Source organism: Pseudoalteromonas sp. PA2MD11, from assembly GCF_017808125.1.
In the GTDB taxonomy this organism is placed as follows: Bacteria; Pseudomonadota; Gammaproteobacteria; order Enterobacterales; family Alteromonadaceae; genus Pseudoalteromonas; species Pseudoalteromonas simplex.
Map to the genome: position 1 here is coordinate 16993 of NZ_JADKNF010000017.1, position 24948 is coordinate 41940.

Genomic DNA, 24948 nt, shown 5'->3' on the forward strand with positions numbered 1-24948 from the left:
TCGCGTTCACTATAACTATCAGTAGGGACAATTAAGCCGTACCACCCACAGTTAGGTTATCAATTTTAAGGCTTGGTTGACCCACACCAACAGGTACGCTTTGGCCATCTTTGCCACATACGCCAACGCCTTTATCAAGCGCTAAGTCGTTGCCTACCATCGAGATTTGCTGCATCACTTCTGGGCCATTACCAATCAGTGTTGCGCCTTTGATAGGTTGTGTGATTTTACCGTTTTCAATTAAGTAGGCTTCAGAAGCACTAAATACAAACTTACCCGACGTAATATCCACTTGGCCACCACCGAAGTTAGGAGCAAAGATACCTTTTTTCACTGAGCTGATGATATCGGCTTGGCTGTGCTCGCCACCTAGCATATAGGTGTTGGTCATACGTGGCATAGGTAAATGAGCATACGATTCACGGCGTGCGTTACCAGTAGGGTTAACTCCCATCAAACGGGCATTTAGCTTATCTTGCATATAGCCTTTTAGAATACCGTTTTCAATAAGCACGTTATACGCAGCAGGTGTCCCTTCGTCATCCACGTTCAATGAACCACGGCGATCAGCAATGGTGCCATCATCCACGACTGTACACAGCTCAGATGCTACCTTTTGCCCTACTTTACCGCTAAACGCTGATGCGCCTTTACGGTTAAAGTCACCTTCTAGGCCATGGCCTACCGCTTCGTGTAGTAACACACCCGGCCAACCTGCGCCTAGCACAACTTCCATGCTACCGGCAGGTGCATCGATTGCTTCAAGGTTTACTTTTGCTTGGCGAACAGCTTCTTCGGCGTATTCCATCCAACGCGGTTTGCCATCGACTAATTCTTTAAAATAGCCATAATCTAAACGCGCACCGCCCCCTGCACCACCGCGCTCACGACGGCCGTTCTTCTCAAGTAACACTGAGCAGTTTAAGCGAATAAGCGGGCGAATATCGGTGGCAAAGGTGCCATCACTTGCAGCAATTAACACTTCTTCATAAACCGCCGACATTGAACTGATCACTTGCTCAGCATCCGGCGCTAATTGACGAATATAGTTTTCAAGTTCGCGTAGCAGGCTTACTTTGTCATCGTTGCTCATGCTTTGAATTGGTTGATGCGGCGCATACTGCTCTTTAGCAGCTACATCACTGAACACCTGAATCGTTTTGTTTTCGCCTGCATTAGCAATGCTGCGCGCTGCCGTTGCGGCTTTGTTTAACGCTTCAAGGTTAATCGCATCTGAGTATGAAAAACCGGTTTTTTCACCGCTAACAGCACGCACACCCACACCACGCTCAACGTTGTATGAGCCTTCTTTTACTAAACCGTCTTCAAGCACCCAAGATTCGTGGTGACTCGATTGAAAATACAGGTCGGCATAATCAACTTGGTGCTGATGAATAAAAGCGAGCGTTTTTTCTAATTCTTCTCTCGTTAGTTGGCTGTCATGTAATAAATGCTGTTCAACCGTGTTCATAATAAATGCTCTCTAAATCGTTGCTGAGACTGCACAGGCATGTCTTGGCGAATTGTATTCAAGCGGTTTAAATCAAGCTCATGGCTGATAAACCCGGTACCAGAGGCAAGCTCACTGAGCGTTTCTCCCCATGGTGAAATAATAATGCTGTGGCCATAAGTGTGGCGGCCATTTTCATGCTCGCCCCACTGCGCTGCGGCAACCACATAACATTGTGTTTCGATTGCCCGCGCAGCTAATAAAATATGCCAATGAGCTGCACCGGTAACTGTGGTAAAGGCACTGGGCACTAAAATAAGCTCAGCCCCTTGGCGCTGAATGGCAGTGAATAAGCCACTAAAACGTAGATCATAACATACTGCTAAGCCAATTTTACCAAATGGCGAATCAACCACCACAATATCCTTGCCGGCTTCTGTCGCATCTGACTCTCGGTAACTGCGGGTAGTGTCGGCAACATCCACATCAAATAAGTGAATTTTATTGTACTGCGCAACTACATCACCTTGGTTGTTAAATAAAAACGAGGCGGCTAAATACTTACCATTTTGCTGCGAAACAGGCAGGGTGCCAGCAGCTAACCAAATATCATGTTGCTTACATAAATCGGCAAGCTTCGCTTTATATGCCTCACTTTGCAGACCTAATTCATAGCTTGCTTGGCTTTGCTTACTAAAGATCAAAAAGCTTTCGGGTAAACACACTAGCAATGGCCGAGTTGCAGGTAACTGATTCAATGTCTCTGCTAAAAAAGCGAGATTTTGCTCAGCATTCATGCTTGAGCACATTTGCACAGCAACAACCTGTGGATGAGGATTAGCCTTCATTATTATCTAAACTCGCTGAAGATGCGGCATCTTTTAATTTTAGTTGCGTTGACGACTGCGGCTGGCTTTGCGCGGCTTGCGGTAACGTCACTTCACGGCTCTTACGATCCACTTCTTCGACGACAGGATCGTTCATACTGCCTGTTACTTTAAAGTTGATCTCTGAGATCACCCGCGCCGAGTGAATCACTTTATCGATTGCCAGCGCCGCAAGGCCACTTACCGGGTTAACCATCCATGCCACAATCACTGGAATACTCGACGTTACCTGTGGCGCAACCGCTAGGTCGTAATCAATTTCAAAGGTATTTAAGTTTGTATGGCCTTTAATCGTTAAATCAGCAGGCACACCATCAAGCTTGGTATCTTGAGTGTAAGCAATGCCCTTTTCTAGCTGCATGGTGCCTTGCATACTGTTATAAAAAAAGCCTTTGGAGAATACATCTCTAAAGTCCAGTTTCAGCTTACGCACTAACGAGTCTAAACTCAGTAATGAAAATACTCGCGCACCACCATCACTGATCTCAGCAAGGTGCCCTTCACCTAAACGCCAATCTAACTCACCGGCTAAACTTGGTACATCAAAGCTATAAGGTGCGCCTTGCCAAGCAAGATCAAACTTAATATTGGCGTCAGAGTCTTTTACTGTAGTAGTGATATCAAACTCATCAAATAGCGCACCAATATCGTCACTTTGTAAGTTACCACTAAAGCGTGTTTGCCCATCGGCAAATTGCCCTTTACCGCGCAATACGTGATCGCCTTTGTCGATGACCAGCTCAGTAAACAAAAGTTTATCGTTCTCCCCAACTAAGCTGCTTTTAATTTTATCGAGCTGATACTCAGCGACTTTACAATCTTCACAGTTAAACTCGATGGCTGGGACTCGGGTTAACCAGCTTAAATCTTCTGGTTCAGTGCTTTGCTCTGTTTGCTCTGCAGCTTCGTTAAAATTAATACGCAGGTAGTCAGTAAAAATTTGAATTGGTCTGCGTGTTTCACCGGTTGGGATCAGTGCATCGGCACGTAATTCTTTAGCATTTAGCTTTAACTCTAAATCTGATTGTTTTGGCGCTAAGCGAAATTCAAAATCGTTAAAGTCGATATTGTGTAGTGCCAGTTTATTAAATTTGCCCGTTACGTTGTTGAATGCAGGCATCACACTTGGCGCATCTGACTTAACTTTGGTAAGCGCAATAATTTGATCAATTAAGCCAAACCAAGGCACTATTTCGGTTTCTGGTAAATCAATAGATACCGCAAAACCTTCACGGTTCAAACCTAAATCTTGTGCACCTAAAATTAAATGGGCATTACTAAATTTCTTTTCGCCATTATCTAAAATCGCATTAAAAAATAACTGCTCATCAACATTTGCGGTGATCAAATTAGAAATACGGTCGCCCTGTACCACTGCAGTTAATGGCCATTTATGCTCTGCGCCTTTGCTATAAGGTGCAGGTAGTTGGCTAGTCACACCGATTAAATTACCACTCACATCGGCGCGGTAATTAAAGTCATTCGGTAAAAAGTTAAGCGACACATTAATATCTACATCACTTTGGCCGCTTAAGTAACCGGCCAGTAAACCATGGGCCTGTTCAATTAAAGGCTCAGCTTCAAGCGCTAACTTTATAGCAATTTCAGCGCGATAATTATCAGCCACACTTTCACTGTTATAACTTGCTGTGAGCGGCATACCCATCCAATCTGCTTTGGCATTTTTTAAGTCGATTTTATCGTTGTTAAACTTAACAATACCGGTCATGTGATTAAGTGTGATCCCAGGCTGTGCAAGGTAAATCGGAATATTAGCTAACTCAACTTCACCAATCGCATCAACATGACCAGATTCTAGATCTACTAGTAATTCAATTTCAGCCTGCGCTTCCCCTTTAGCTTGAACTACCTCAAATACATCAGCTAACGGTTTTGCTAACGGAGTCGCAGAAAAGAAGGGATTAAGCTTATCGCCATGGGCGCGTTTATTAATAGCAACTTTTAAGACATCTGCATTCATTAAATCGGCAATACTGACATGCACGCTATCGCCAAGGACTAGATTAACCAGCTTGCCCGACTTGCTATAGATATCCATGCGCTCATTTTCGAAATGTAAAATGACATTGGCATCTTCAACTTCTGGCCAGCTTGGTGAAAACTTATAGTTCGCGTTTTCAACATTCGCTAACACTTCAAATTGACCTTGCTGCTCTTTGAACGGAAACCCTTTAAATGGCCCTGAGAACAACACTTGCGCTTTATTTACTTCGCCACTTTTAATGGCTCCATTGAGGTAGCTAACAAGGCTTTTGCTCATGACAGGTAACGGAAAATAATGCCCAGCGACTTTGGCATCAGGGGCATAGGCTTCAGCATATAAATCTAACCGCGGTTCATCAGTGAGGCTGAGCATCATCTCAGCAGCCACAGTTACTTCGTCGTTATCAAGCCAAATGTTATCGCTACTAATGCGCCAGCCATCATCGTAATGATGAAGGTCTAGTTCTACATTTAATTGGTTATAGGCAATATCTTGGCTAAAGCTGCCGTTTGTTAATAGTTGATTATTCTCGCCATAAAGCTGAATTCGCCCAGCTGATTGATTAATTAAGCCATTAACGCGGATAGCTTGCCCACCCGGAACACCTTGCAGCGACAGCCAATTAATTTGTTCGCCCTGAAACCAAAGTTGCCAGTTATCCTGCTGACCTAACTCAAGGTAGGCATCACTTAACTGACCATTGGGTTGACGCGCTAAAAACGGGGCAAGTACTTCAAAGTTACTTAACTGCGATAACTTGGCCAGCAATGCAAAATCAAATTGCTTTAACCAAATTTGATTTTTATCGCCAAGCTGAGCTTCAAATTGTAAGGTTGGCCATTGTTTTAAATCGCTTTCAAAGGTAAGTCCGGTGCTTTTTAAGCGCCAGCCACCTTGCTTTGGAAATAAATGAAAACCTCCTTCGCTTAAACTGATTTGATGCGCTTCTTGGTTTTGTTGCCAGTTGATAAAACTCGGTAGCCACTGCACTTTTACATCGCTGATCAGGCCTTTATCAAGGCTAAACCAAGTTTGTAAGTTGATGTCTGAATTAAGCTGCTGCTTGTCGGTATTAATATATTGTGCCAGCCATTTAGATACATCAACGTTCGCCGCTTGCACATAGATATCACCTGCCATGGTTTCGAGGGTCGAACCATTCAGCGCCATACGGGCGTCAAAGCTACCAACAGAAATTCCTGGTAACGCTAATGTACCTGAGCCTTGATGTTGCTCAGGGGTATTTTGCCAGACAATGTTTTCAAGAATGAGCTTACGCTCTTTACCATCATTGAGGATAAAGTTAAGGCTACTATCTTGCACTGCAAAGTGCCCTGTTTCACCAAGAAACAAACCTTCAATAAGTTCTTTTTGCTCAAAGTTACCTGATTGTTGCTTATTGCCTAAATCAAGCATCGTTGGTAAATCGACATCAGCATGAAAACCATTGATCACAAAGTAGCTCGATTTAAGCTGACGGGTTTTTACCGATTCCCATAAGTTAACTTCAAGGCTCGCTTTATCAATGGTGAGTGCAATGGGTGAGGTTTGGTTATCTTCAAAGGAAATATCTTCGATGACTAAGGCGGGTCCTTTCCCCTGCCAACTGGCTGAGATTGAGCCAATCGCTAAATTTACATCAAAACGTTCATACAAAAACGCTTCAATGTCATCTTTATAGTCATTCGCGTATGGCAGTGAGTACTTTACCACAGAGACAATAACGGCCAGCAGTACGAGAGTAATAGCAAATACTTGCCATAACTTACGTAAACAATAAAAGCAGACCGTTTTTGCCTTCATTACATCATTACCACATCAAACTGTTCTTGGTTGTATAAACTCTCTGTTTGAATACTGACTTGCTTACCAATAAATAGTTCCAGCTCAGCAAGGTTGTGATACTCATCATTGATCAATGCTTCGCTTACCGAAGGCGCTGCGTAAACCATGAACTTATCAGCTGCATAGGCACGGTTTACCCTCACGATTTCACGCAAGATTTCGTAGCAAACCGTTTCGACCGTTTTTTGCGAGCCGCGCCCTGAACACGCTGGACACACATCACAAAGAATGTGCTCCAAGCTTTCGCGGGTGCGTTTGCGGGTCATCTCTACTAAGCCTAGTGCAGATAAGCCATTTATGTTGGCTTTTGCACGATCTTTTGCAAGCGCAGATTCAAGTGAATGCAATACTCGGCGTTTGTGCTCATCACTAATCATATCGATAAAGTCGATGATAATGATGCCGCCTAAATTACGTAAACGTAGCTGACGAGCAATCGCTGAGGTTGCTTCGATATTAGTATTAAAAATGGTCTCTTCGAGGTTACGATGGCCAACAAACGCACCGGTATTTACATCAACGGTTGTCATCGCTTCGGTTTGGTCGATAATTAAATAACCTCCCGATTTAAGCTCAACTTTACGATGTAGTGCTTTTTGGATCTCGGTTTCAACATCGAATAAATCGAAAATAGGTCGCTCACCCGGGTAGTATTCTAATGCTCCCGATAACAGCGGCACAAATTCTTCAGTAAATTCTTTAAGCTCTTGATAGGTTAGTTTTGAGTCAACACGAATACGCTCCATGTCTTCACCTACATAGTCACGTAGAGTACGAAACGCCAGTGTTAAGTCTTCATGCAAGATACTTTCTTTACTGGTTTTTTTGCGCTTAGTGACGATTTTTTGCCACAGCTTTTTTAAAAATTCCGCATCGTGACGTAGCTCTGCTTCAGATGCACCTTCTGCTGCGGTACGAACAATAAAGCTGCCGTCATCATCACCATATTCAGCAACAATTTTCTTTAAACGCGAACGTTCTTCTTCGGTTTCAATACGCTGGCTTACACCTACATGTGTTGCATCTGGCATAAACACTAAATAACGAGAAGGAATCGTGATATCGGTTGTTAAGCGCGCGCCCTTGGTACCTAGCGGGTCTTTAACCACTTGCACCATGATATGTTGACCTTGGCGCACAAGCTCTCGAATATCTTGTACTTTTTTGATTGGCTGTTCGTCAACGCCTTCTACAATTGAGGCACTGTTTACAATGTCTGATGCATGTAAAAAGGCCGCTTTCTCTAAGCCAATATCGACAAACGCAGCCTGCATACCCGGTAGTACGCGGCTGATTTTACCTAGGTAAATATTGCCTACAATCCCAAGGTTGCCAATTCGCTCTAATTGGATTTCTTGCAGTACGCCATTTTCGATAAGCGCAACGCGACTTTCGCTCGGTGTAACGTTGATCAGTAATTCGGTGCTCATGTTACCCTCTTAAAAATTCGTTTAATAACTGCTCTGTCTCATATAAAGGTAAGCCGACAACCGCAAAATAGCTACCCGAAAGATGACTCACAAAGCGGCCACCTAAGCCTTGAATGCCATAACCACCGGCTTTATCTTGCGGCTCACCACTGTGCCAGTAGGCATCAATTTCCGCATCGCTGAGTGGTTTAAATGTAACATCGGTGACAACAAGGCAGCTTTTTACTTGCTCACTATCAGCAATTGCCACAGCCGTCATCACTTGATGGGTACGGCCAGATAAGCGCTTCATGGTAGCGGTAAAATCAGCTTGGTCTAGCGGCTTACCAAGTGCGGTATCATCAATGACAACCACGGTATCGCTGCCAAGTACTGGGCGGTCGGTGTAACCCATAGCAACGCCCGATTGTGCTTTGAGTTTGGCTAGGCGCTCTACATAATCACGCGGGGCTTCGTTTGGAAATTGGCTTTCATCAGCATCAACGCTAAATTGAGAAAACTCAACGCCAAGTTGGCTGAGCAACTCTTTTCGGCGCGGTGATGCAGACGCCAAATAAATTGCGGTTTGCATTATCTAATCCTGAAATGACGGCGATATTTACGCAAAATTAAGAATATCCACCACCAACAAAGCATGCCGGTTAGCACTGGCCACATATAATGCGGGCTAAAATAAACGCCCATTAAAAAGTGGTTAAGCCAAAATTGCATGAGGTGGTAAAGCGTTAAAAACAAAGCAATTAAAATGCTTTGCTGCCATAAAGAAAAGTTTCTAATTTTTTGGAAGTTACTAGCAGTGATAAATATACACACCGAATAAGTCAGTGAGTTCACACCGAGTGGCGAACCTGATGCAAGGTCCATTAATAAACCAACAACCCAGGCTGTACCAATATTTAGACGGTGCGGCACCGCTAACGACCAATACATTAATACCATTAACACCCAGTCTGGGCGGTATGGCTCAAACGAAATTGGTAACGGCATTAGTGCCATTACCAATGCAAAAAAGATACTGATAGCAATCAGCAAAGAGTGACGACTATTCATTGCTGATGCTCTCCTGCTGATTACGCCACAGCACAACCAATAAGCGAATACGGTCAAGTTGCGCAATTGGCTCAGCATAAACTTGCGCAAAAGGACGCCCTTCATCGCGGTTAATTTCGGTCACCACGGCAACCGGATAACCCTCTGGGAAAGTACCACCAAGACCAGACGTAACCAAGATATCGCCAATGCGAACATCAAGGCTATGCGGTACATGCGAAAGCTTTACCACGTTAATTTTACCAATACCCTCAACCACGGTACGCACATCGTTACGTAAAATACGCACAGGTGTGGCATGAGTTGTATCTGTCATCAGTAGTACGCGCGAGGTAGTTGACCCCACTTGAGTGATTTGCCCCACTACACCCATTTCGTCAATCACAGCTTGGCCTTCGCTTAGGCCATCGGTTGTTCCTCGGTTAATAACCACTTGGTGGCTATACGGGTTTGAGTGAACAGAGAGGACTTGTGCAATAATTTTACGATTTGATTGTTTAGCCGATGAACCGAGTAAAGCACGTAATTTATCGTTTTCACGAGATAGAAATTGCAGTTGTTGTAATTGTTCGCTTTGTAGTAACTGCTTCTTTTTTAATGCTTCGTTTTCGGTTAAAAGCTGTTCGCGGGTATGCAGATTCTTCGCGCCAATACTAAATAGCTCATAGGGCAAGTTGGCAAGGTAAATAAGTGGGCTAACTAGAGTGTTTAGGCTGGTGCGGATTGTTGTACCACCTTGCGTGTAGCGATCGCCCACGATCAGCACGACACTCAAAAGCACTGCGACAAAAAGCCGCAGTTGCAAAGAGATGGTACGACCAAAAAGTAACTTCATTAGTCGTAGCTAAATACGTCACCACCGTGCATATCAATCATTTCTAGTGCCTTACCGCCGCCACGTGCAACACAGGTTAATGGATCATCAGCAACCACAACTGGGATACCAGTTTCTTCCATTAATAAACGGTCTAGATCCTTTAATAATGCACCACCACCGGTTAATACCATACCGTGAGCAGAGATATCAGATGCAAGCTCTGGTGGAGATTGCTCAAGAGCAACCATTACCGCGCTTACAATACCCATTAATGGCTCTTGCAGTGCTTCTAAAATTTCGTGTGAGTTAAGGGTGAATGAACGCGGCACACCTTCCGCTAGGTTGCGACCACGTACTTCAATTTCAATTGGCTCATCTGTTTTGAAAGCCGAACCGATTTGGTGTTTGATGTTTTCTGCAGTTGCTTCACCAATTAAGCTACCAAAGTTACGACGTACATAGTTAATGATAGCTTCATCAAATTTGTCACCACCGATGCGTACAGATGAAGAGTAAACCACACCATTTAATGAAATAATGGCAACTTCAGTTGTACCACCACCGATATCAACAACCATTGAACCGGTTGCTTCAGACACTGGTAGGCCAGCACCGATAGCCGCAGCCATTGGCTCTTCGATTAGATAAACTTCACGAGCACCGGCACCCATAGCCGACTCACGAATCGCACGTTTTTCTACTTGTGTTGCACCACAAGGCACACAGATAAGAACACGCGGGCTTGGGCGCATAAAGTTGTTGTTATGCACTTGCTTGATAAAGTGTTGTAGCATTTTTTCGGTCACGTAGAAGTCAGCAATGACACCGTCTTTCATTGGACGAATCGCTTTGATGTTACCCGGTGTACGACCTAGCATTTGCTTAGCTTCGGTACCTACAGATGCTACGCTCTTAGGGCCACCAGCACGCTCTTGACGAATAGCAACAACTGAAGGCTCGTTTAATACAATACCTTCTTCTTTTACGTAAATTAGGGTATTGGCTGTACCCAAGTCGATCGATAGATCGTTTGAAAAAATACCACGGAGTTTTTTAAACATGAGGCTGGATGACCTTTGAAAATTCGTTCTTATACTAGCTGCTCTCACTCTATCATGCTAATCATGAAAAAGCGCAACTGCTTTAATTAAATTGCTAAAAAAGGAAGCATCCATTGCTTCCTTTTTAAATTCTTATCGTTCGCGTACTAAACGGAAACCGATATAGTTTGCACGAAAATCTGGCGCTAAGATTAAGCGCGTTGAAACGCGTGCTAGGCTTGGAGCAAAATTCCATGCACCGCCTCGAACAGCCACATCAGACTGCCCTGACTTTTTGTTTGTCCATTCCCACACATTACCTACTGTATCGTATAGGCCGAATGCGTTAGGAGAAAACGACCCTGTTGGTGCTGCGCTCCTGTTTGACCATTCGCTTCCACACCAGCCACAGTTCGCTAAATTTTTACCAATTTCGTTACCCCAAGGGTATTCAGTTTCTTTACCTGCACGTGCAGCGTATTCCCACTCAACCTCGTTTGGTAAACGAAATAACTGGCCTGTTTGACCCGATAACCAATCTGCATACGCTTTGGCATCGTTGTAAGTTAAACAAACCGCCGGGAAATCGCTTTCTTGATCAAAACCCGGATTGCGCCAGTTTAGAGTAGCTTCCCAAACTGGTTCACCATTTAAGTAATATGCACAGCCGCGATCTTTTTCTGCTTCTGTTTTATAGCCGGTATTCGCAACGAATTGCTCATACTCAACAACGCTTACTTCTTTGCTTTGCATTGCAAATGAGTTAGCAATGGTTTTTTCTACCACTGGGCGCTCATTCGCTAACCCATTGCCGTTAATATCACCCATCTTAAATTTACCAGCGGGAATAACGACAATGCTGGCAGAACTGGTTTTATTAACAATACTTGCAACAGGTGCTGTTACAGGTTGCTCTGGTGCCGCTGTCACTTCAGCAACAACTGGCTCAGGCACTTTAACTAGGTTTGCATTAATGGTTTGTGCTTTACGCAGATCAATTCGCGCTTTGTAGCTTTTGTAGCCACGTTTGCGAATTTCAATATTGTGAAAGCCCTTTGGTAATGACGTTGTTAACCTAGTTGCACCATAGCTCACGCCATCAATAAACACTTCATCATCATAAACATTTGAACGCAGTGTTAATTCAACCATTTTAGATTTATTTTGATCAGGTAATGGTTCAACCTTAATTGGCTTTTTTACAGAATAATCGCTTACAGGTTGCTCATTAAAACGTGATACAGAGACCACTTGATTATTATCCTGAGAGTTACTGAATGTTAACTGACTATCTGAATACGTTGCGTCGTAATTTGCTTGATAATTACCGGCCAAAGGCGTGCCATAATCTGCACAAAAACGATTGTCTAAATTAAGTAGGCTACATAAACGACTGCTGTTTACATCACCGCGCATGGTCACGCTTAAATTAACGTTGTAGTTACCTTGACCACTAAAAGCACTGTTCACGACATGGCTACTTAAAATCTTAACCTGTGCACCGGCAAGGTTACGTTTCGGTTCAACTAAACGCTCTTCTGTTAAGTTAGCAAAAATCTGGTCTACAAAGCGTTTAGTGGCTTTTTGTAAACCCATTTGTTGGCCGCGCTGCTCACAGGCAGCAAGTGTTTCGGTACGCTTACAGTTAATCGTATGATTAACTTCTAGCGTGCCTTCACGTGTAAACTCGTTACGTAAACGCTCAACACGTGCTGTTGCTAACTGCTCTTTTAAGCTTTCTAAGGTATTCAGCTGAGTGTGCTTTGATACACGAATTTGCTCGATATCTTTTCTATGTGAAGCAATTGCCGCCAATTGCATCGAAATATCATCTTTGTTTTGTTTATGATCAACCACAGCTTTTTGGTAACGCGACTGCGCATTGCTGATATCAAGAGTTGGGTCATCAATCAGTCGGCGGTACATCTCGTTCATTGCATCTAGCGCTTGGTTTTTTTCTTTATCTAGCTCAGTTGAGCGGGCGCGCAATAATTCGAGTTGTTTTTGTAACTGACTTTCTTCTTTTAGGTGTTTTTCGAGGATTAGGGTCGAGTTATCGTATTCGGCTTGTTTTTTACTGATCTCTGATTCAATGCCAGTTACCGTAGCTGTATCTTGTGCAAATGCACTTGTCGCTAGCAAACTAACTGAAATTAACAGAGATAAAGGAGCAATTCGCATATATTCCATTCCCAAAAAGCGGCAATTATTTGGTCATTATTATTTTTTATAATTAAACTCTTATGCTATGTACTTGCAAGGCAAAACACAAGCTTTGTTCAATTATTATCTCAGTTTACCTCTATTACCTTAGTTGATGCCAGTAAATAACAAAATCATTTTGGTTTAATTGACTAATTTCTATCTCTAAGACGACTTTGCTACAATTGGGCGTGTTTATTTACTAAAAAATGATACCGTGAATAGTTCTTTTGAATCACCAGTACAAACAATTCATCACCCCTTATTAGCGGCACGTAAAGTTCAGCTCAGCATCAAGCGTGATGATCTTATTCACCCGCAAATTAGTGGCAACAAATGGCGTAAGCTAAAATTTAACTTGCAAGCCATGCAGCAACAGAAGAAATCTGAACTACTCACTTTTGGTGGTGCATTTTCAAACCATATTCATGCCACAGCAACTGCGGGTAAACTATTTGGTTTTAAAACCCACGGTATTATTCGCGGCCCTGAACTAGACGAAGCAAATCCAACACTTAACTACGCAAAGCAATGCGGTATGAGCTTACACCCAGTAAATCGAATTACTTACCGGTTAAGGCACGACCAAACTTACCTAGCACAATTGCAAGCACAATTTCCTAATGCCTACATACTGCCAGAAGGCGGCACCAACGCAGCTGCGCTTTTAGGTTGCAAAGAGTTAGCACAGAGCCTACCAAGTTCTGATGTGATTGTTTGCCCTACTGGCAGTGGCGGTACATTGGCGGGGTTAATTGAAGGCGCACCGCAGCACACAAAGCTGTTAGGTGTCGCAGTACTGAAACAAGCGCACTACTTAATTGATGAGATAAAGAAGCTAAGTAATAAAGCAAATCAGCAACAAAACTGGCAGCTGCTTTGCGACTTTCATGATGGTGGCTACGGAAAGTTTAGCGATAACTTGTGGCAATTTTGCCAAACTTTTAGCAAGCAACACACTATTGCGCTTGAGCCAATTTACAGCGGTAAAATGCTCTTTGCTGTATGGCAACTTATAGAGCAAGGCTACTTTGCTAAAGGTTCGCACATCATTGCAGTCCATACAGGTGGGCTACAAGGGTTAAATGGCCTCAAGTACCGAGGCCTCATTGACTAACTATAGGGCGTAATATCCGCCAGCTTTTGTAATGGCTCGGCAAAGTAAAAACCTTGAGCAGCAATGACACCTAGGTTTTTTAAGGTCGCAAGTTCGTTCTGTGTTTCAACTCCAACTGCATAGACAGGAAAGTTTAGCTCTGCCCCTTTAGTAATTATTTGCTTAACAATTTTTTGTTGCTGAGCACTTGTGTCTATATTATGAATTAGCTCTAAAGCTAGCTTAATACTACAAATGTTATTAATGCCTTTGTAGGTCGCTAGGTGCTCACTGCTGCGTACATTATCAATAACTATACCTACCGAGAGTTTTTCTAAACACTCGAACTGTGTACTAAGCTTTTTATGCTGTTTTAAATAATCATCTTCGCTGAGTTCAAATTGCAACCTGTCGATACACTTAAAGTCATCTGTCTGCTGATTTAACCAATCCCAAAACTCATCATTGAACCAGTTCATCGCATGCAAGTTAATACTTACCTTTAAGCTACCAGACTCATTCAACAACATCTTTTTTACTTGTAAAATTACGGTTTTATCTAACAGTAAAACATCTTTTTTACTACTCATGTGTGGAATAAAGTGCCTAGCAGCAAGCAAACCTAAGCTTTTGTGTCGAATACGGATCAATGCCTCATGCTGCAAAATATCGCCCGTTTGCAAGTCAAATAACGGCTGAAAAAACAACATAAAGTGTTTTTTCTTTATATACTCAAAAAGATGTTCTTTGCTATCAGCCAGCATGTTTGACTGCGTGTGACCAAAAGGTAAGCGATGAATATGCTGCCAAGCGCTTTGTTTCGCCAGTGCTAATGCCGATTTAGTAAGCTGATAAACCACTGCCTGATCAGCCCCTGTGCGGTAATTACACACACCAATTTTTATATCAGCGCGAGACAAATCACTACGGTAATTTAGACAAGCTTGATAGATAACTTGATGTAGTCGCTTTGTGTATTTATCAATTTCAGTGGCAGGTACATTATTTAAGGTGACAGCGATACCGCCAGAAGGCAGTAATTTAACAGAGCGATTTACAAGCTCACCAAAGCCTTTGGCAATCACTAATTTAAAGTAGTTATCGATATCAAGGTTAGCAGGAAACGGGCTTTTCCAAAAAAATAGTGCAAACAAATGATTATAATTAGTTGGCACACCATATAAGATATTCAAATCTTGGTGCGCTAATGGTTTTGGAGATGTTAACTGCTTTGGCGGTGCCTCAACCACTTGCTGCTCTTGGCTTTGTATTTGTGGCTGCTCTAAGGTTTCTAATTGCTTGAACATTTTTTTCCACCAACGAAAACCCCAATACCCAGTGCCAAGCAATATTAAATTTAAAAATATAAATAAGTGACTTTCAACTAACCATGAAGGCCAATGAAATAAGCGTAAATTAACGGTCTTATAGCTAAAAACCTCCTGCTCAAGATCGATGAAATTCGCAAAGTTTTGCGGAACGTCGCTAGCATTCATTGCAAAGCCTTGGCTTTTAACTAATGTGGCAATGATATCTTGCGACACAACCGGATCAAGGTTCAGCTCATACACCTGCTTGGCTAGTTCAGTGCCTGTTCGGTGCACTTTATCGTGTAACACATCACTTAAAAAAATATTAAAAACAACTAACAGCAAAAATGCGGCCGCCACGTAGATGGCCTCCGGTTGCTTTATTCGTGAAGTTAAGTCTCGTTTCATTTCACAGGTTAGTTGCTTAAACATACACAAAGTGTTGTTCAAGAACCCTATAAATACAAGGCTGTGGGGCGATTTAAAGCAATATCAGAAATATCCTATAACCAGCGCTGTCAAAAGTTTTGTAATTTTAAACACCTAGCAAAAAGAGTTAATGAGAATTATTTTGTAATCAACACAACCCAAACAAAAGTAGTGATTACGAAGTATTGCGTAAATAAAAAACCCAGCAACTAAGCTGGGTTTTAAAAATTAACTCTACAATCTAATTATATTGTGAATTAGAACGGGATATCGTCATCAAAGTCGATTGGTGGTTCCATTGGATTTGATGCGCCGCCTTGTGGAGCATTTTGAGGCTTAGGAGCAAAACCACCTTGTTGAGGTGCATTGTTTTGCTGCTGACCATAACCGCCACCATATTGGTTATTGCTCTGCTGCGGTGCAGACTGCTGTTGTGGGCGCTGTTGCTGCTGTGCTGGCGCAGACTGTTGCTGTGGAACATAGCTGTTATTGCTTTGTGATTGCTGTGCACCACCGCCGTAACCGCCACCTTGTTGCTGACCACCTTGGTAACCGCCTTGTGATTGGCCACCTTGATAGCCACCGCCACCACCTTGCTGCTCACCACGGCCGCCTAACATTTGCATTTGACCGCCCATGTCTACCACGATTTCTGTAGTGTATTTTTCTTGGCCTGATTGATCAGTCCATTTACGCGTTTGTAAACGACCTTCGATGTACACTTGTGAACCTTTACGAAGGTATTCACCAGCAACTTCTGCTAGTTTGCCAAATAACACGACACGGTGCCATTCAGTACGCTCTTGCATTTGCCCTGTGTTTTTATCTTTCCAGCTATCTGTCGTAGCAATGCTGATATTCGCTACGCCATTGCCATTAGGCATATAACGTACTTCTGGATCTTGGCCTAAATTACCAACCAAGATAACTTTGTTCACACCGCGTGCCATGGAACTTCTCCTATAAAACGTTAGATTAAACCAGCCACTTTGCGTGCTTGGTCTAGGTCAAATTCTTTATCATTAATCTTTAAATAGCTGCGATTTTCATCACAGACAACCGTTGCTTCAATTACGCCCGGTAAAGCAACAAGACGAGAAGCAAGCGCTTGTGCCTGCTGCTCTGAACTTAATTCAGTCATTAAGCTAATTATTTTACTTCTTGGTGGGACTTGCATATTCCAAGCAAGGATAAGCCATATTACCCCAACAAGTGCCGCCGCCGCAAACACTGCTTGCGCACTTAATGCTTGAGCAACGTAACCCCCTAATAAACCACCTAAAAAGGCACCAAAAAACTGCGTAGATGAAAATACCCCCATCGCAGAACCTTTCTGGTTTGCTGGGGCAATACGCGAAACAAGTGCAGGCATGGTTGCTTCTAAAAAATTAAAAGCAATAAAGTAAACCAACATACAAATACCGATGCCAATCACCGAATCAACCCATAACGACATCGCGAGCATACTTAAAACAAGCAGTGCGATTGAGCCAATAAAGGCTTGTTTTTCTTTTTCTTTGCGAATAGCCACAATCATCATTGGTGCCATCAAGAAAAACGCTAAAAACAGCACAGGGATATATAAATACCAATGATGGTCTGCGACTAAGCCGTCTTTTATCAGTTGGCCTGGTAAGGCTACAAATACGGTAGTTAATGTAAGATGAAGCAGCATTACGCCAAAATCGAGGCGTGCTAATTGTGGGTGTTTAATCAGTTGCTTAATATCATCAAGCGTAGCAAGTGTGTCACCTTTTGGCGCCTTATTGACAGCATTAGGCACCAAAAACAACACAATTAAAATACCTAAAATGGCCAGTCCTGCGGTAAGCCAAAATACCCCAGCAACTCCCCACGATGCAGCAACAATAGGCCCTAGTAGCATAGCAACGGCAAAGCTCATACCAATACACATACCAATCACGGCCATAACTTTCGGACGTTGTTCATCACGGCTTAAATCAGAAGCAAGCGCCAATAAGGCACTGGCAATCGCCCCCATGCCTTGAAGTGCACGCCCAAGCGTAACCATTTGCACAGACTCAGCGGTTGCCGCAATTACAGAGCCAAGTGCAAACACACAAAGGCCACCAATAATCACTTTTTTACGACCAATTTTATCAGACAACCAACCCATAGGGATTTGCAGCACGGCTTGCGTTAAACCATAAGCACCAATAGCAAAGCCAATCCAAAGCGGCGAAAACCCTTCTAATTGCTGCCCATAGATAGCCAATACTGGCATCAGCATAAATAGGCCAAGCATACGGAATGCAAAGACGCTCGCCAACGAAACGGCAGCGCGTTTTTCTCGAGAGTTGAGTGAAGATGCTTTCATGAATTACTGATCTTGCTGTCTATTAAAATTTGAGCGTGGATTCTATCACAAGCGAAAACTAAATAATCACCTGTAAGTGATGATTTTTTCTTTGATCAAGGATTAATCTTATCGCGTATTATGAGATACTGAAAAAATAATTAGGTAATAAAACGAGATAGCATGGAAAACATTGAAGTCCGAGGCGCCCGTACGCACAATTTAAAAGACATCAGCCTAACCATTCCCCGTGATAAGCTGATAGTTATCACTGGCCTATCTGGTTCAGGGAAATCGTCTTTAGCGTTTGATACCTTGTATGCAGAAGGGCAACGTCGTTATGTTGAGTCACTGTCAGCGTATGCACGACAGTTCTTATCACTAATGGAAAAACCCGATGTCGATCACATCGAAGGCTTATCGCCAGCTATCTCTATCGAGCAGAAATCAACGTCGCATAACCCGCGTTCAACGGTCGGTACGATTACCGAGATTTACGATTACCTACGTTTATTATTTGCCCGTGTAGGTGAGCCTCGCTGCCCTACTCACGACTTGCCACTTGCAGCACAAACGATCAGCCAAATGGTCGATACGGTTTTAGCGCTTCCTGAAGGAAGTAAGCTAATGCTATTAGCGCCAGTAGTAAAAGATCGTAAAGGTGAGCACGTTAAGCTGCTTGAGCAACTCGCAAGTCAAGGCTTCATTCGCGCCCGTATCGATGGCGAAGTCTGTGACTTATCAGATCCACCGACCCTTGAGCTTCATAAAAAGCATACTATCGAGGTCGTGGTTGACCGTTTTAAAGTTAAAGATGGCCAACAACAGCGTTTAGCTGAATCATTCGAAACAGCCCTTGAGCTATCAGGTGGTATTGCCCATGTAGCGGCAATGGACGATTCACTCAGCGAAGACATGCTGTTTTCTGCTAATTTTGCCTGCCCAACGTGTGGCTACGCTATGAGTGAACTTGAGCCGCGTTTATTCTCGTTTAATAACCCGGCAGGTGCGTGTCAAAGCTGTGATGGTTTAGGTGTGCGTCAGTATTTTGATCCAAACCGTGTTGTACAAAATCCAGAGCTAAGTTTATCGGGCGGTGCAATTAAAGGCTGGGACAAACGCAGCTTTTATTACTTCCAAATGCTGCAAGCTGTCGCAGAGCACTATAAGTTTGACCTAGAAGTACCTTTCCAAGAGCTTAGTAAAGAGGCCAAAAAGGTAATTCTTGAAGGTTCTGGCAAAACTAAAATTGCCTTTAACTATCGTAACGACCGTGGCGACTTAATTACGCGTAACCATGAGTTTGAAGGCGTTTTAAATAATATGAATCGCCGCTACCGTGAAACCGAGTCAAACTCAGTGCGCGAAGAGCTTGCTAAATACCAAACAAGCCAAGCGTGTCCGAGCTGTCATGGCTCGCGACTTCGTGAAGAAGCTCGCCATGTATTTATAGGTCAAACAAACTTGCCGGCTATCACCACAATGAGTATTGGTGAAAGCATGGCATTTTTTGATGGCTTGAATTTAACTGGTCAGCGCGCACAAATTGCCGAAAAAATTCTCAAAGAAATTCGCGACCGTTTATCTTTTTTAATCAATGTCGGCCTTAATTATTTATCACTTGAGCGAAGTGCCGATACCCTTTCTGGTGGTGAGGCTCAGCGTATTCGTTTAGCAAGCCAAATTGGTGCAGGCCTTGTTGGTGTTATGTACGTACTGGATGAACCATCAATTGGTTTGCACCAACGCGATAACGACCGCCTACTAAAAACCCTTATTCACTTACGCGATTTAGGCAACACCGTTATTGTGGTTGAACATGACGAAGATGCCATTCGCGCTGCGGATCATATTATCGATATCGGCCCGGGTGCCGGTGTTCATGGCGGCCATGTTATTGCACAAGGTACCCATGACGATATTCTAGCTAGCAAAGATTCAATCACGGGTCAGTACCTCTCTGGCGAAAAGAAAATCGAAGTACCGGCGGCTCGCCATCAAACTACCGACAGATGGCTTGAGTTATTTGGTGCCACAGGTAACAACTTAAAGAACGTTGATTTACGTATTCCATTTGGCTTAATGACCTGTATCACAGGTGTATCAGGCTCAGGTAAATCGACGCTTATCAACGACACTTTATTTAAACTGGCTCATACCGAGTTAAATGGCGCAACGACCGCAGAGGCGGCACCGTATAAGTCAATCAAGGGTCTAGAGCATTTTGATAAAGTGATTGATATTGACCAAAGCCCAATTGGCCGTACTCCGCGCTCAAACCCAGCAACTTACACCGGTATTTTCACCGGTATTCGAGAGCTATTTGCGGGTACTCAAGAAGCCCGTTCACGTGGCTATAAAGTGGGCCGTTTTAGCTTTAACGTTAAAGGTGGCCGTTGTGAGGCTTGCCAAGGCGATGGTGTGATCAAGGTAGAAATGCACTTTTTACCTGATGTGTATGTACCTTGTGATGTATGTAAAGGTCAGCGCTACAACCGTGAAACCCTCGAAGTACAGTACAAAGGTAAAAACATTCACCAAGTACTCGAAATGACCGTAGAAGATGCCCGTGACTATTTTGATAAAATTCCGGCTATTGCACGTAAACTGCAAACCCTAATGGATGTAGGCTTGTCGTATATTCGCTTAGGTCAAGCTGCTACTACCCTCTCTGGTGGTGAAGCACAGCGTGTAAAACTAGCTCGCGAACTTTCAAAACGCGATACAGGTAAAACCTTATATATCCTTGATGAACCAACTACGGGTTTACACTTTGCTGATATTCAGCAATTATTAGTCGTGCTTCACCGCTTACGCGATCACGGTAATACCATTGTTGTTATCGAGCATAACCTTGATGTGATCAAAACCGCAGACTGGATTGTCGATTTAGGCCCTGAAGGCGGCTCAGGCGGTGGTGAAATTTTAATTTCTGGTACACCTGAAGACGTTGCCGATTGTGAGCGTTCACACACAGGAAGGTACTTAAAACCATTACTATAAAAAGGATATTGCGTGCGTAGGTATTTAAAAATTGCAAAATGGCGCGCTAATAAACAGTTTCAACAACAGCAACGTAGCTGGCAGCCTCATAAAACGAGACTGGTTGAACAGTTAAAAGCCATTTGGTTTAACTTAAGTACCGCGCAAAAGCTCTATCTTTTAGCATTAAGCAGCCTAATTGTTCTGCAATCGGGCTGGTTAAGTGCCACCATCACCATTATTGCGCTTGTTATTGAGTTTTGGCCCAAGTTTAACCAACTTTGGCACTCGCTTGCCGGCAAAGCACTGATTTTAATCTTCTATGCCAGTATCGCTAATTTTGTGTTGGCTGGTGCAAGCGGCATAGTTAATGATGTAACTCATGTCTCAGCTAGTCACTTTAACTACACACATAACTTTGCCACCCTGTTATATTTACCACCTTGGGCAATGGGAATAACCCTAGGTACTTTATTGTTATTTCAACTTTTTTTACCTTTTTATATTTTTGTTTTATTGCTGATAAAGCCATTTGGCTCTGAGCGAGTTAAGTTTATTAGTCAAAGCTACTCACCATTATTAACCGCCATTGTACGCTTTGTTTTAGCGTCGGTAGTCTTTATTAACTTAATTTCATTTCTTGATGATAAGCCACCTGAAGAAGTGCTCGACAATATGGTCAGCACCTTTGTGGATAGTAAAGTCATTGCCAAGGAATCAGGTGAAGAACAGCAAAAAGCAGTCGAAGAACTTGGTAAAAAGCTCGAGCAACAACTTCCTGAAAATACACAAAGCTCAGCCTCAAGCCAAGACGTAGATGTAGAAGTTGACGGCGAAACCGCCGAAAACCTTCGCCAATTTTTAGATACCAAAGGTTACTTTGAACGTAGCAAACGTTTAATTGCCATGTTTGCTTACAGCTTTGAAGCCGATAGTTATTCACGCTGTTTAAAAGCAGAAAACAGTAAAGCCGTTGAGCTGAATGATTATGAGATTGTGCAAGTAACCCCTGATCACCATGCTGAGTATGGCTATCGATTTGAAGTCATTGCGTGCGACTCGCCAGGCGTTACCCCAGTAGAAAAATAGCGCAGCAATCTATACTACTCACTTGGCTTACTGCGTTTTTCTCTTATGAAATGAAATATCGAAAGCCCAATAAAGCCAAAGCAAACTAAGGCGATTACTAAATTAGGTATAAAAATAAGTAACATAGCGGCATCATAGCCGATCTTTGCGAATGCAGCACAAAGGCTACCAATGATAAGCTCAGTTAAGATTATACCAATTCGCTTAATTAAGTGATTTATTTTGAGGCAAGAAAACCTCGTTGATAGCAAGGCAAAAATTTCGTTATTTAGTTGTTCTAAATCAGAAATTTTTAACGCAGATAGCGACAGGTTTAATCCCTCAAAATGATTAAGTATTATTGCGGATTGGTATTAGCTCCCATTCTAATGAGCTATTCGCAGGTACAGTTTTAGCCGCATAATGTTTTACTTTAAAACCCATATCAAAACCTTCAAGTTCCTATTTGCTGCATCCAAACTATCATCAAAAGACAAAACCGCAAAAATTAAATGATTTAAAACCTTATTTCCCATCATAAGAATTAAACTTAAACCATTGAAAATATTCAAATTAATATTTTCAAACCTTATATATAAATTGCTTAGAACTAGATAAGCGACTCTAGCAGCTTTCCTCGCTATTGTAGTTTCCATCAACGGGCTACCAACCAATTTTGCTTCGCTGATAAAACTAATCAACCAATTAAAGGAATTAAATTATGGCTAACTCAGTCTTAAAAATGATGTCACTTTTAGCGGTCACTGCAATCATTATTACATCAACGAATACCTTACTTAATGCTCAAGGTACTCAAAAGCTAAACAAGCAATTAGAGACCTCTATCGAAGCATCTATTGAGCAAATGAACAATAAAATTGATCAGCAAATTGAGCAACAACTGAATAAGTAATACTTGGCTTGCTCAGCATGCTGAGCAAGCTTCTTTAAATTAACAGGCTTAAATGATGAAAACACTAACTCGACACTTGCTAATCTCATCAATTGCTGCGACAGGCCTATTAATAAGTGGCTTTGGTGCAGCAAAAAGTGCCGTATGGAAAGTTAGTAAAGGTGATGAATTTATATATGTTGCTGGTTCAATCCACGTTTTGCCGCCCAAGGAACTCCCCCTTCCTGATGAATTTAATCAAGCGTATAAACAGGCTGATATCTTAGTACTTGAAACTGATGTACCCGCACCAAGCGATAGCTCAGCACAACTCACTATGCTTAAAACTCTTAGTTATCAAGCTGGTGAAACACTGAGTAGCAAGTTATCAGCAAAGGTGAAACAACAACTAGAAGAACAACTTACCCAGTATGATATGAAACTCAGCGAACTCGATAGCTTTCGCCCCTTTATGTTAAGCGTGCTAATCATGTCGCTAGAACTTCAAAAGCAACAACTTATGGGTGAAGGTGTTGATAGTTACTTCGCGAAATTAGCTAAGCGAGATAAAAAAGAAGTCGCTTATCTAGAGACCGTGGCTTTTCAATTAGATCTGTTTAAACAAATAGGTAGCCAAGACGAAAATGCCTTTATTGAGTCACTATTAACGCAAATTTCTAGTTACCAAGCACTGTACATCGCAATGCTTAATGCATGGAAAAATGGCGATATGCAAGCAATAGATGAACTTACTCTTATGCCTTTACAAGAACATGACCCTAATACTTACCAAATGTTGATCAAGCAACGAAATCTAACTTGGCTTGGTCACATTGAAAATTATTTTACTAATTCGCAAAAAGAGTTACTGCTCGTTGGCACAGCCCACTTAGCTGGTGAAGATAGCTTGTTAGGCTTATTAAAAAATAAAGGTTATGTAATTAAACAATTGAACACAGGTGAGAAATAAAAAATGGAAAAAACAGACAAAACCGCTGCTGCACTTATCTGTTTATTTACAGTATTAATGGCGCTTAGCTTTTAATAGCTAAAAAAATACCGCTATCAAGCGGTATTTTTATTTCAATAATTTATCACAAGCTTACGGGCGAGGGATAAAACCTACCGCATCATAGACTGCTTTTAATGTTTTTTCAGCGCGGATACTCGCTTTTTCAGCACCTGATTTCAAAATGCTATCAAGTAATGACTGATCTTCGCGAATTTCTTTAAAGCGTGCTTGAATTGGCTCAATCATATTAACGACCGCTGCTGCAGTGTCTTTTTTCAGATGGCCATACATCTTGTCCTCGTATTCTGGAACTAAATCTTCAATAGAGCGCTTAGTGGCCACTGATAATAAAGTAAGTAGGTTAGATACACCTGGCTTTTCTTCACGATCAAAATAAATACGAGCTTGTTCGTCTGAATCGGTTACTGCTTTTTTCAGTTTCTTTTCAATCTTCTTCGGCTCATCTAATAACATGATGTAACCGTTTGGATTTTCATCTGATTTAGACATTTTCTTGAGCGGATCTTGTAAACTCATTACACGTGCGCCGAACTCAGGAATGTACGGCTCTGGTAGTTTGAACACGTCACCGTATAGGTTGTTAAAACGTGTTGCGATATCACGTGTCAATTCAAGGTGTTGCTTTTGATCTTCACCCACTGGCACTTGATCCGCTTGGTATAGCAAGATGTCTGCAGCTTGCAGCACTGGGTAAGAGAATAAACCCACATTCACGTTATTCGCATGCTTAGAAGACTTATCTTTAAACTGCGTCATACGGTTAAGCTCACCCATTTGCGCGTAACAGTTTAACACCCAACTAAGCTGTGCATGTTCTGGCACTTGAGATTGTACGAATAACGCCGCTTTTTCTGGATCGATACCACATGCAGCATACAGCGCAATACCGTCAAGAACGCGCGAGCGTAGTTGCTCAGGATCTTGGCGTACTGTAATAGCGTGTAAATCTACTAACATAAAGAAACTTTCGTGGTCTTCCTGTAGCTTAAGCCACTGGTTAATAGCGCCAACATAGTTGCCTATTGTCATACCACCGGTTGGCTGAATGCCACTTAACACTACTGGTTTACTCATGATGTTCCTTTATATTTTTAC

The 24948-nt window shown here is 42.5% G+C and carries 18 protein-coding genes; 5 read left to right on the top strand and 13 right to left on the bottom strand.

Annotation, left to right across the window (positions count from 1 at the left end; genetic code table 11):
* Positions 1 to 31 precede the first annotated feature (31 nt).
* From tldD to ISP07_RS16565, 9 genes are all read right to left on the bottom strand, one after another.
* Positions 32 to 1471, bottom strand: a complete 1440-nt coding sequence (gene tldD / locus ISP07_RS16525) for a metalloprotease TldD (protein ID WP_055021391.1) — start codon at positions 1469 to 1471, stop codon at positions 32 to 34.
* On the bottom strand, positions 1468 to 2298 hold the full coding sequence (locus tag ISP07_RS16530) for a carbon-nitrogen hydrolase family protein (protein ID WP_209328275.1): 831 nt from the start codon (positions 2296 to 2298) through the stop codon (positions 1468 to 1470). The genes tldD and ISP07_RS16530 overlap by 4 nt, the downstream gene beginning before the upstream one ends.
* Positions 2288 to 6145: a YhdP family protein gene (locus ISP07_RS16535; RefSeq protein ID WP_209328276.1), complete on the bottom strand. Its 3858-nt coding sequence runs from the start codon at positions 6143 to 6145 to the stop codon at positions 2288 to 2290. The genes ISP07_RS16530 and ISP07_RS16535 overlap by 11 nt, the downstream gene beginning before the upstream one ends.
* A complete protein-coding gene (rng, locus tag ISP07_RS16540; protein ID WP_054552783.1) occupies positions 6145 to 7617 on the bottom strand; it encodes a ribonuclease G in 1473 nt (490 codons plus the stop codon). The genes ISP07_RS16535 and rng overlap by 1 nt, the downstream gene beginning before the upstream one ends.
* 1 nt (position 7618) lies before the next feature.
* A complete protein-coding gene (locus ISP07_RS16545; protein ID WP_138616160.1) occupies positions 7619 to 8188 on the bottom strand; it encodes a Maf family protein in 570 nt (189 codons plus the stop codon).
* The gene (mreD, locus tag ISP07_RS16550; protein ID WP_054552785.1) at positions 8188 to 8667 is read right to left on the bottom strand and encodes a rod shape-determining protein MreD; all 480 of its coding nucleotides are present in this window, start codon (positions 8665 to 8667) and stop codon (positions 8188 to 8190) included. Before mreD ends, ISP07_RS16545 begins: the two co-directional genes overlap by 1 nt.
* Entirely contained in the window at positions 8660 to 9502 is an 843-nt protein-coding gene (gene mreC, locus ISP07_RS16555; RefSeq protein ID WP_054552786.1) for a rod shape-determining protein MreC, read from the bottom strand. Before mreC ends, mreD begins: the two co-directional genes overlap by 8 nt.
* Positions 9502 to 10545, bottom strand: coding sequence for a rod shape-determining protein (locus ISP07_RS16560; RefSeq protein WP_054552787.1), 1044 nt, complete (start codon positions 10543 to 10545; stop codon positions 9502 to 9504). Before ISP07_RS16560 ends, mreC begins: the two co-directional genes overlap by 1 nt.
* A 132-nt stretch (positions 10546 to 10677) precedes the next feature.
* Positions 10678 to 12705 (bottom strand): SUMF1/EgtB/PvdO family nonheme iron enzyme, encoded by a 2028-nt coding sequence (locus ISP07_RS16565; protein WP_209328277.1) that lies wholly within the window; start codon positions 12703 to 12705, stop codon positions 10678 to 10680.
* Positions 12706 to 12976: 271 nt separating this feature from the next.
* Here ISP07_RS16565 and ISP07_RS16570 point away from each other — a divergent pair, with 271 nt between their 5' ends.
* The gene (locus ISP07_RS16570) at positions 12977 to 13843 is read left to right on the top strand and encodes a 1-aminocyclopropane-1-carboxylate deaminase/D-cysteine desulfhydrase (RefSeq protein WP_420706866.1); all 867 of its coding nucleotides are present in this window, start codon (positions 12977 to 12979) and stop codon (positions 13841 to 13843) included.
* On the opposite strand, the gene ISP07_RS20760 is transcribed toward ISP07_RS16570, so the two are convergent.
* The 3 genes from ISP07_RS20760 to ISP07_RS16585 all read right to left on the bottom strand — a co-directional run bounded on the left by ISP07_RS20760 (position 13840) and on the right by ISP07_RS16585 (position 17899).
* Positions 13840 to 15492 carry an EAL domain-containing protein gene (locus tag ISP07_RS20760; RefSeq protein ID WP_209328279.1) on the bottom strand — a complete coding sequence of 551 codons (1653 nt, stop codon included), beginning with the start codon at positions 15490 to 15492 and terminating at the stop codon, positions 13840 to 13842. The genes ISP07_RS16570 and ISP07_RS20760 overlap by 4 nt on opposite strands.
* 326 nt (positions 15493 to 15818) lie before the next feature.
* Positions 15819 to 16511 carry a single-stranded DNA-binding protein gene (ssb, locus tag ISP07_RS16580; protein ID WP_209328280.1) on the bottom strand — a complete coding sequence of 231 codons (693 nt, stop codon included), beginning with the start codon at positions 16509 to 16511 and terminating at the stop codon, positions 15819 to 15821.
* A 20-nt stretch (positions 16512 to 16531) separates the two neighbouring features.
* Positions 16532 to 17899 (bottom strand): MFS transporter, encoded by a 1368-nt coding sequence (locus tag ISP07_RS16585; RefSeq protein WP_209328281.1) that lies wholly within the window; start codon positions 17897 to 17899, stop codon positions 16532 to 16534.
* 162 nt (positions 17900 to 18061) lie between these two features.
* Here ISP07_RS16585 and uvrA point away from each other — a divergent pair, with 162 nt between their 5' ends.
* From uvrA to ISP07_RS16605, 4 genes are all read left to right on the top strand, one after another.
* Positions 18062 to 20881: an excinuclease ABC subunit UvrA gene (uvrA, locus tag ISP07_RS16590; RefSeq protein WP_209328282.1), complete on the top strand. Its 2820-nt coding sequence runs from the start codon at positions 18062 to 18064 to the stop codon at positions 20879 to 20881.
* Positions 20882 to 20893: 12 nt separating this feature from the next.
* On the top strand, positions 20894 to 21949 hold the full coding sequence (locus ISP07_RS16595) for a hypothetical protein (RefSeq protein WP_209328283.1): 1056 nt from the start codon (positions 20894 to 20896) through the stop codon (positions 21947 to 21949).
* A gap of 700 nt (positions 21950 to 22649) precedes the next feature.
* The gene (locus ISP07_RS16600) at positions 22650 to 22841 is read left to right on the top strand and encodes a hypothetical protein (protein WP_138599271.1); all 192 of its coding nucleotides are present in this window, start codon (positions 22650 to 22652) and stop codon (positions 22839 to 22841) included.
* Between the two features lie 52 nt (positions 22842 to 22893).
* On the top strand, positions 22894 to 23790 hold the full coding sequence (locus ISP07_RS16605; protein WP_228290659.1) for a TraB/GumN family protein: 897 nt from the start codon (positions 22894 to 22896) through the stop codon (positions 23788 to 23790).
* A gap of 132 nt (positions 23791 to 23922) precedes the next feature.
* Here the strand turns inward: ISP07_RS16605 and trpS are convergent, their stop codons facing one another.
* Positions 23923 to 24927 carry a tryptophan--tRNA ligase gene (gene trpS / locus ISP07_RS16610; protein ID WP_209328284.1) on the bottom strand — a complete coding sequence of 335 codons (1005 nt, stop codon included), beginning with the start codon at positions 24925 to 24927 and terminating at the stop codon, positions 23923 to 23925.
* Between the last annotated feature and the right edge of the window lie 21 nt (positions 24928 to 24948).

Bases quoted from the DNA above. Each gene is read 5' to 3' on its own strand.
- ssb (WP_209328280.1), bottom strand. From the start codon at position 16,511: ATGGCACGCGGTGTGAACAAAGTTATCTTGGTTGGTAATTTAGGCCAA.
- trpS (WP_209328284.1), bottom strand. From the start codon at position 24,927: ATGAGTAAACCAGTAGTGTTAAGTGGCATTCAGCCAACCGGTGGTATG.
- uvrA (WP_209328282.1), top strand. From the start codon at position 18,062: ATGGAAAACATTGAAGTCCGAGGCGCCCGTACGCACAATTTAAAAGAC.
- ISP07_RS16585 (WP_209328281.1), bottom strand. From the start codon at position 17,899: ATGAAAGCATCTTCACTCAACTCTCGAGAAAAACGCGCTGCCGTTTCG.
- mreD (WP_054552785.1), bottom strand. From the start codon at position 8,667: ATGAATAGTCGTCACTCTTTGCTGATTGCTATCAGTATCTTTTTTGCA.
- ISP07_RS16600 (WP_138599271.1), top strand. From the start codon at position 22,650: ATGGCTAACTCAGTCTTAAAAATGATGTCACTTTTAGCGGTCACTGCA.
- rng (WP_054552783.1), bottom strand. From the start codon at position 7,617: ATGAGCACCGAATTACTGATCAACGTTACACCGAGCGAAAGTCGCGTT.
- ISP07_RS16535 (WP_209328276.1), bottom strand. From the start codon at position 6,145: ATGAAGGCAAAAACGGTCTGCTTTTATTGTTTACGTAAGTTATGGCAA.
- ISP07_RS16605 (WP_228290659.1), top strand. From the start codon at position 22,894: ATGATGAAAACACTAACTCGACACTTGCTAATCTCATCAATTGCTGCG.
- ISP07_RS16530 (WP_209328275.1), bottom strand. From the start codon at position 2,298: ATGAAGGCTAATCCTCATCCACAGGTTGTTGCTGTGCAAATGTGCTCA.
- mreC (WP_054552786.1), bottom strand. From the start codon at position 9,502: ATGAAGTTACTTTTTGGTCGTACCATCTCTTTGCAACTGCGGCTTTTT.
- tldD (WP_055021391.1), bottom strand. From the start codon at position 1,471: ATGAACACGGTTGAACAGCATTTATTACATGACAGCCAACTAACGAGA.
- ISP07_RS16545 (WP_138616160.1), bottom strand. From the start codon at position 8,188: ATGCAAACCGCAATTTATTTGGCGTCTGCATCACCGCGCCGAAAAGAG.
- ISP07_RS16560 (WP_054552787.1), bottom strand. From the start codon at position 10,545: ATGTTTAAAAAACTCCGTGGTATTTTTTCAAACGATCTATCGATCGAC.
- ISP07_RS16565 (WP_209328277.1), bottom strand. From the start codon at position 12,705: ATGCGAATTGCTCCTTTATCTCTGTTAATTTCAGTTAGTTTGCTAGCG.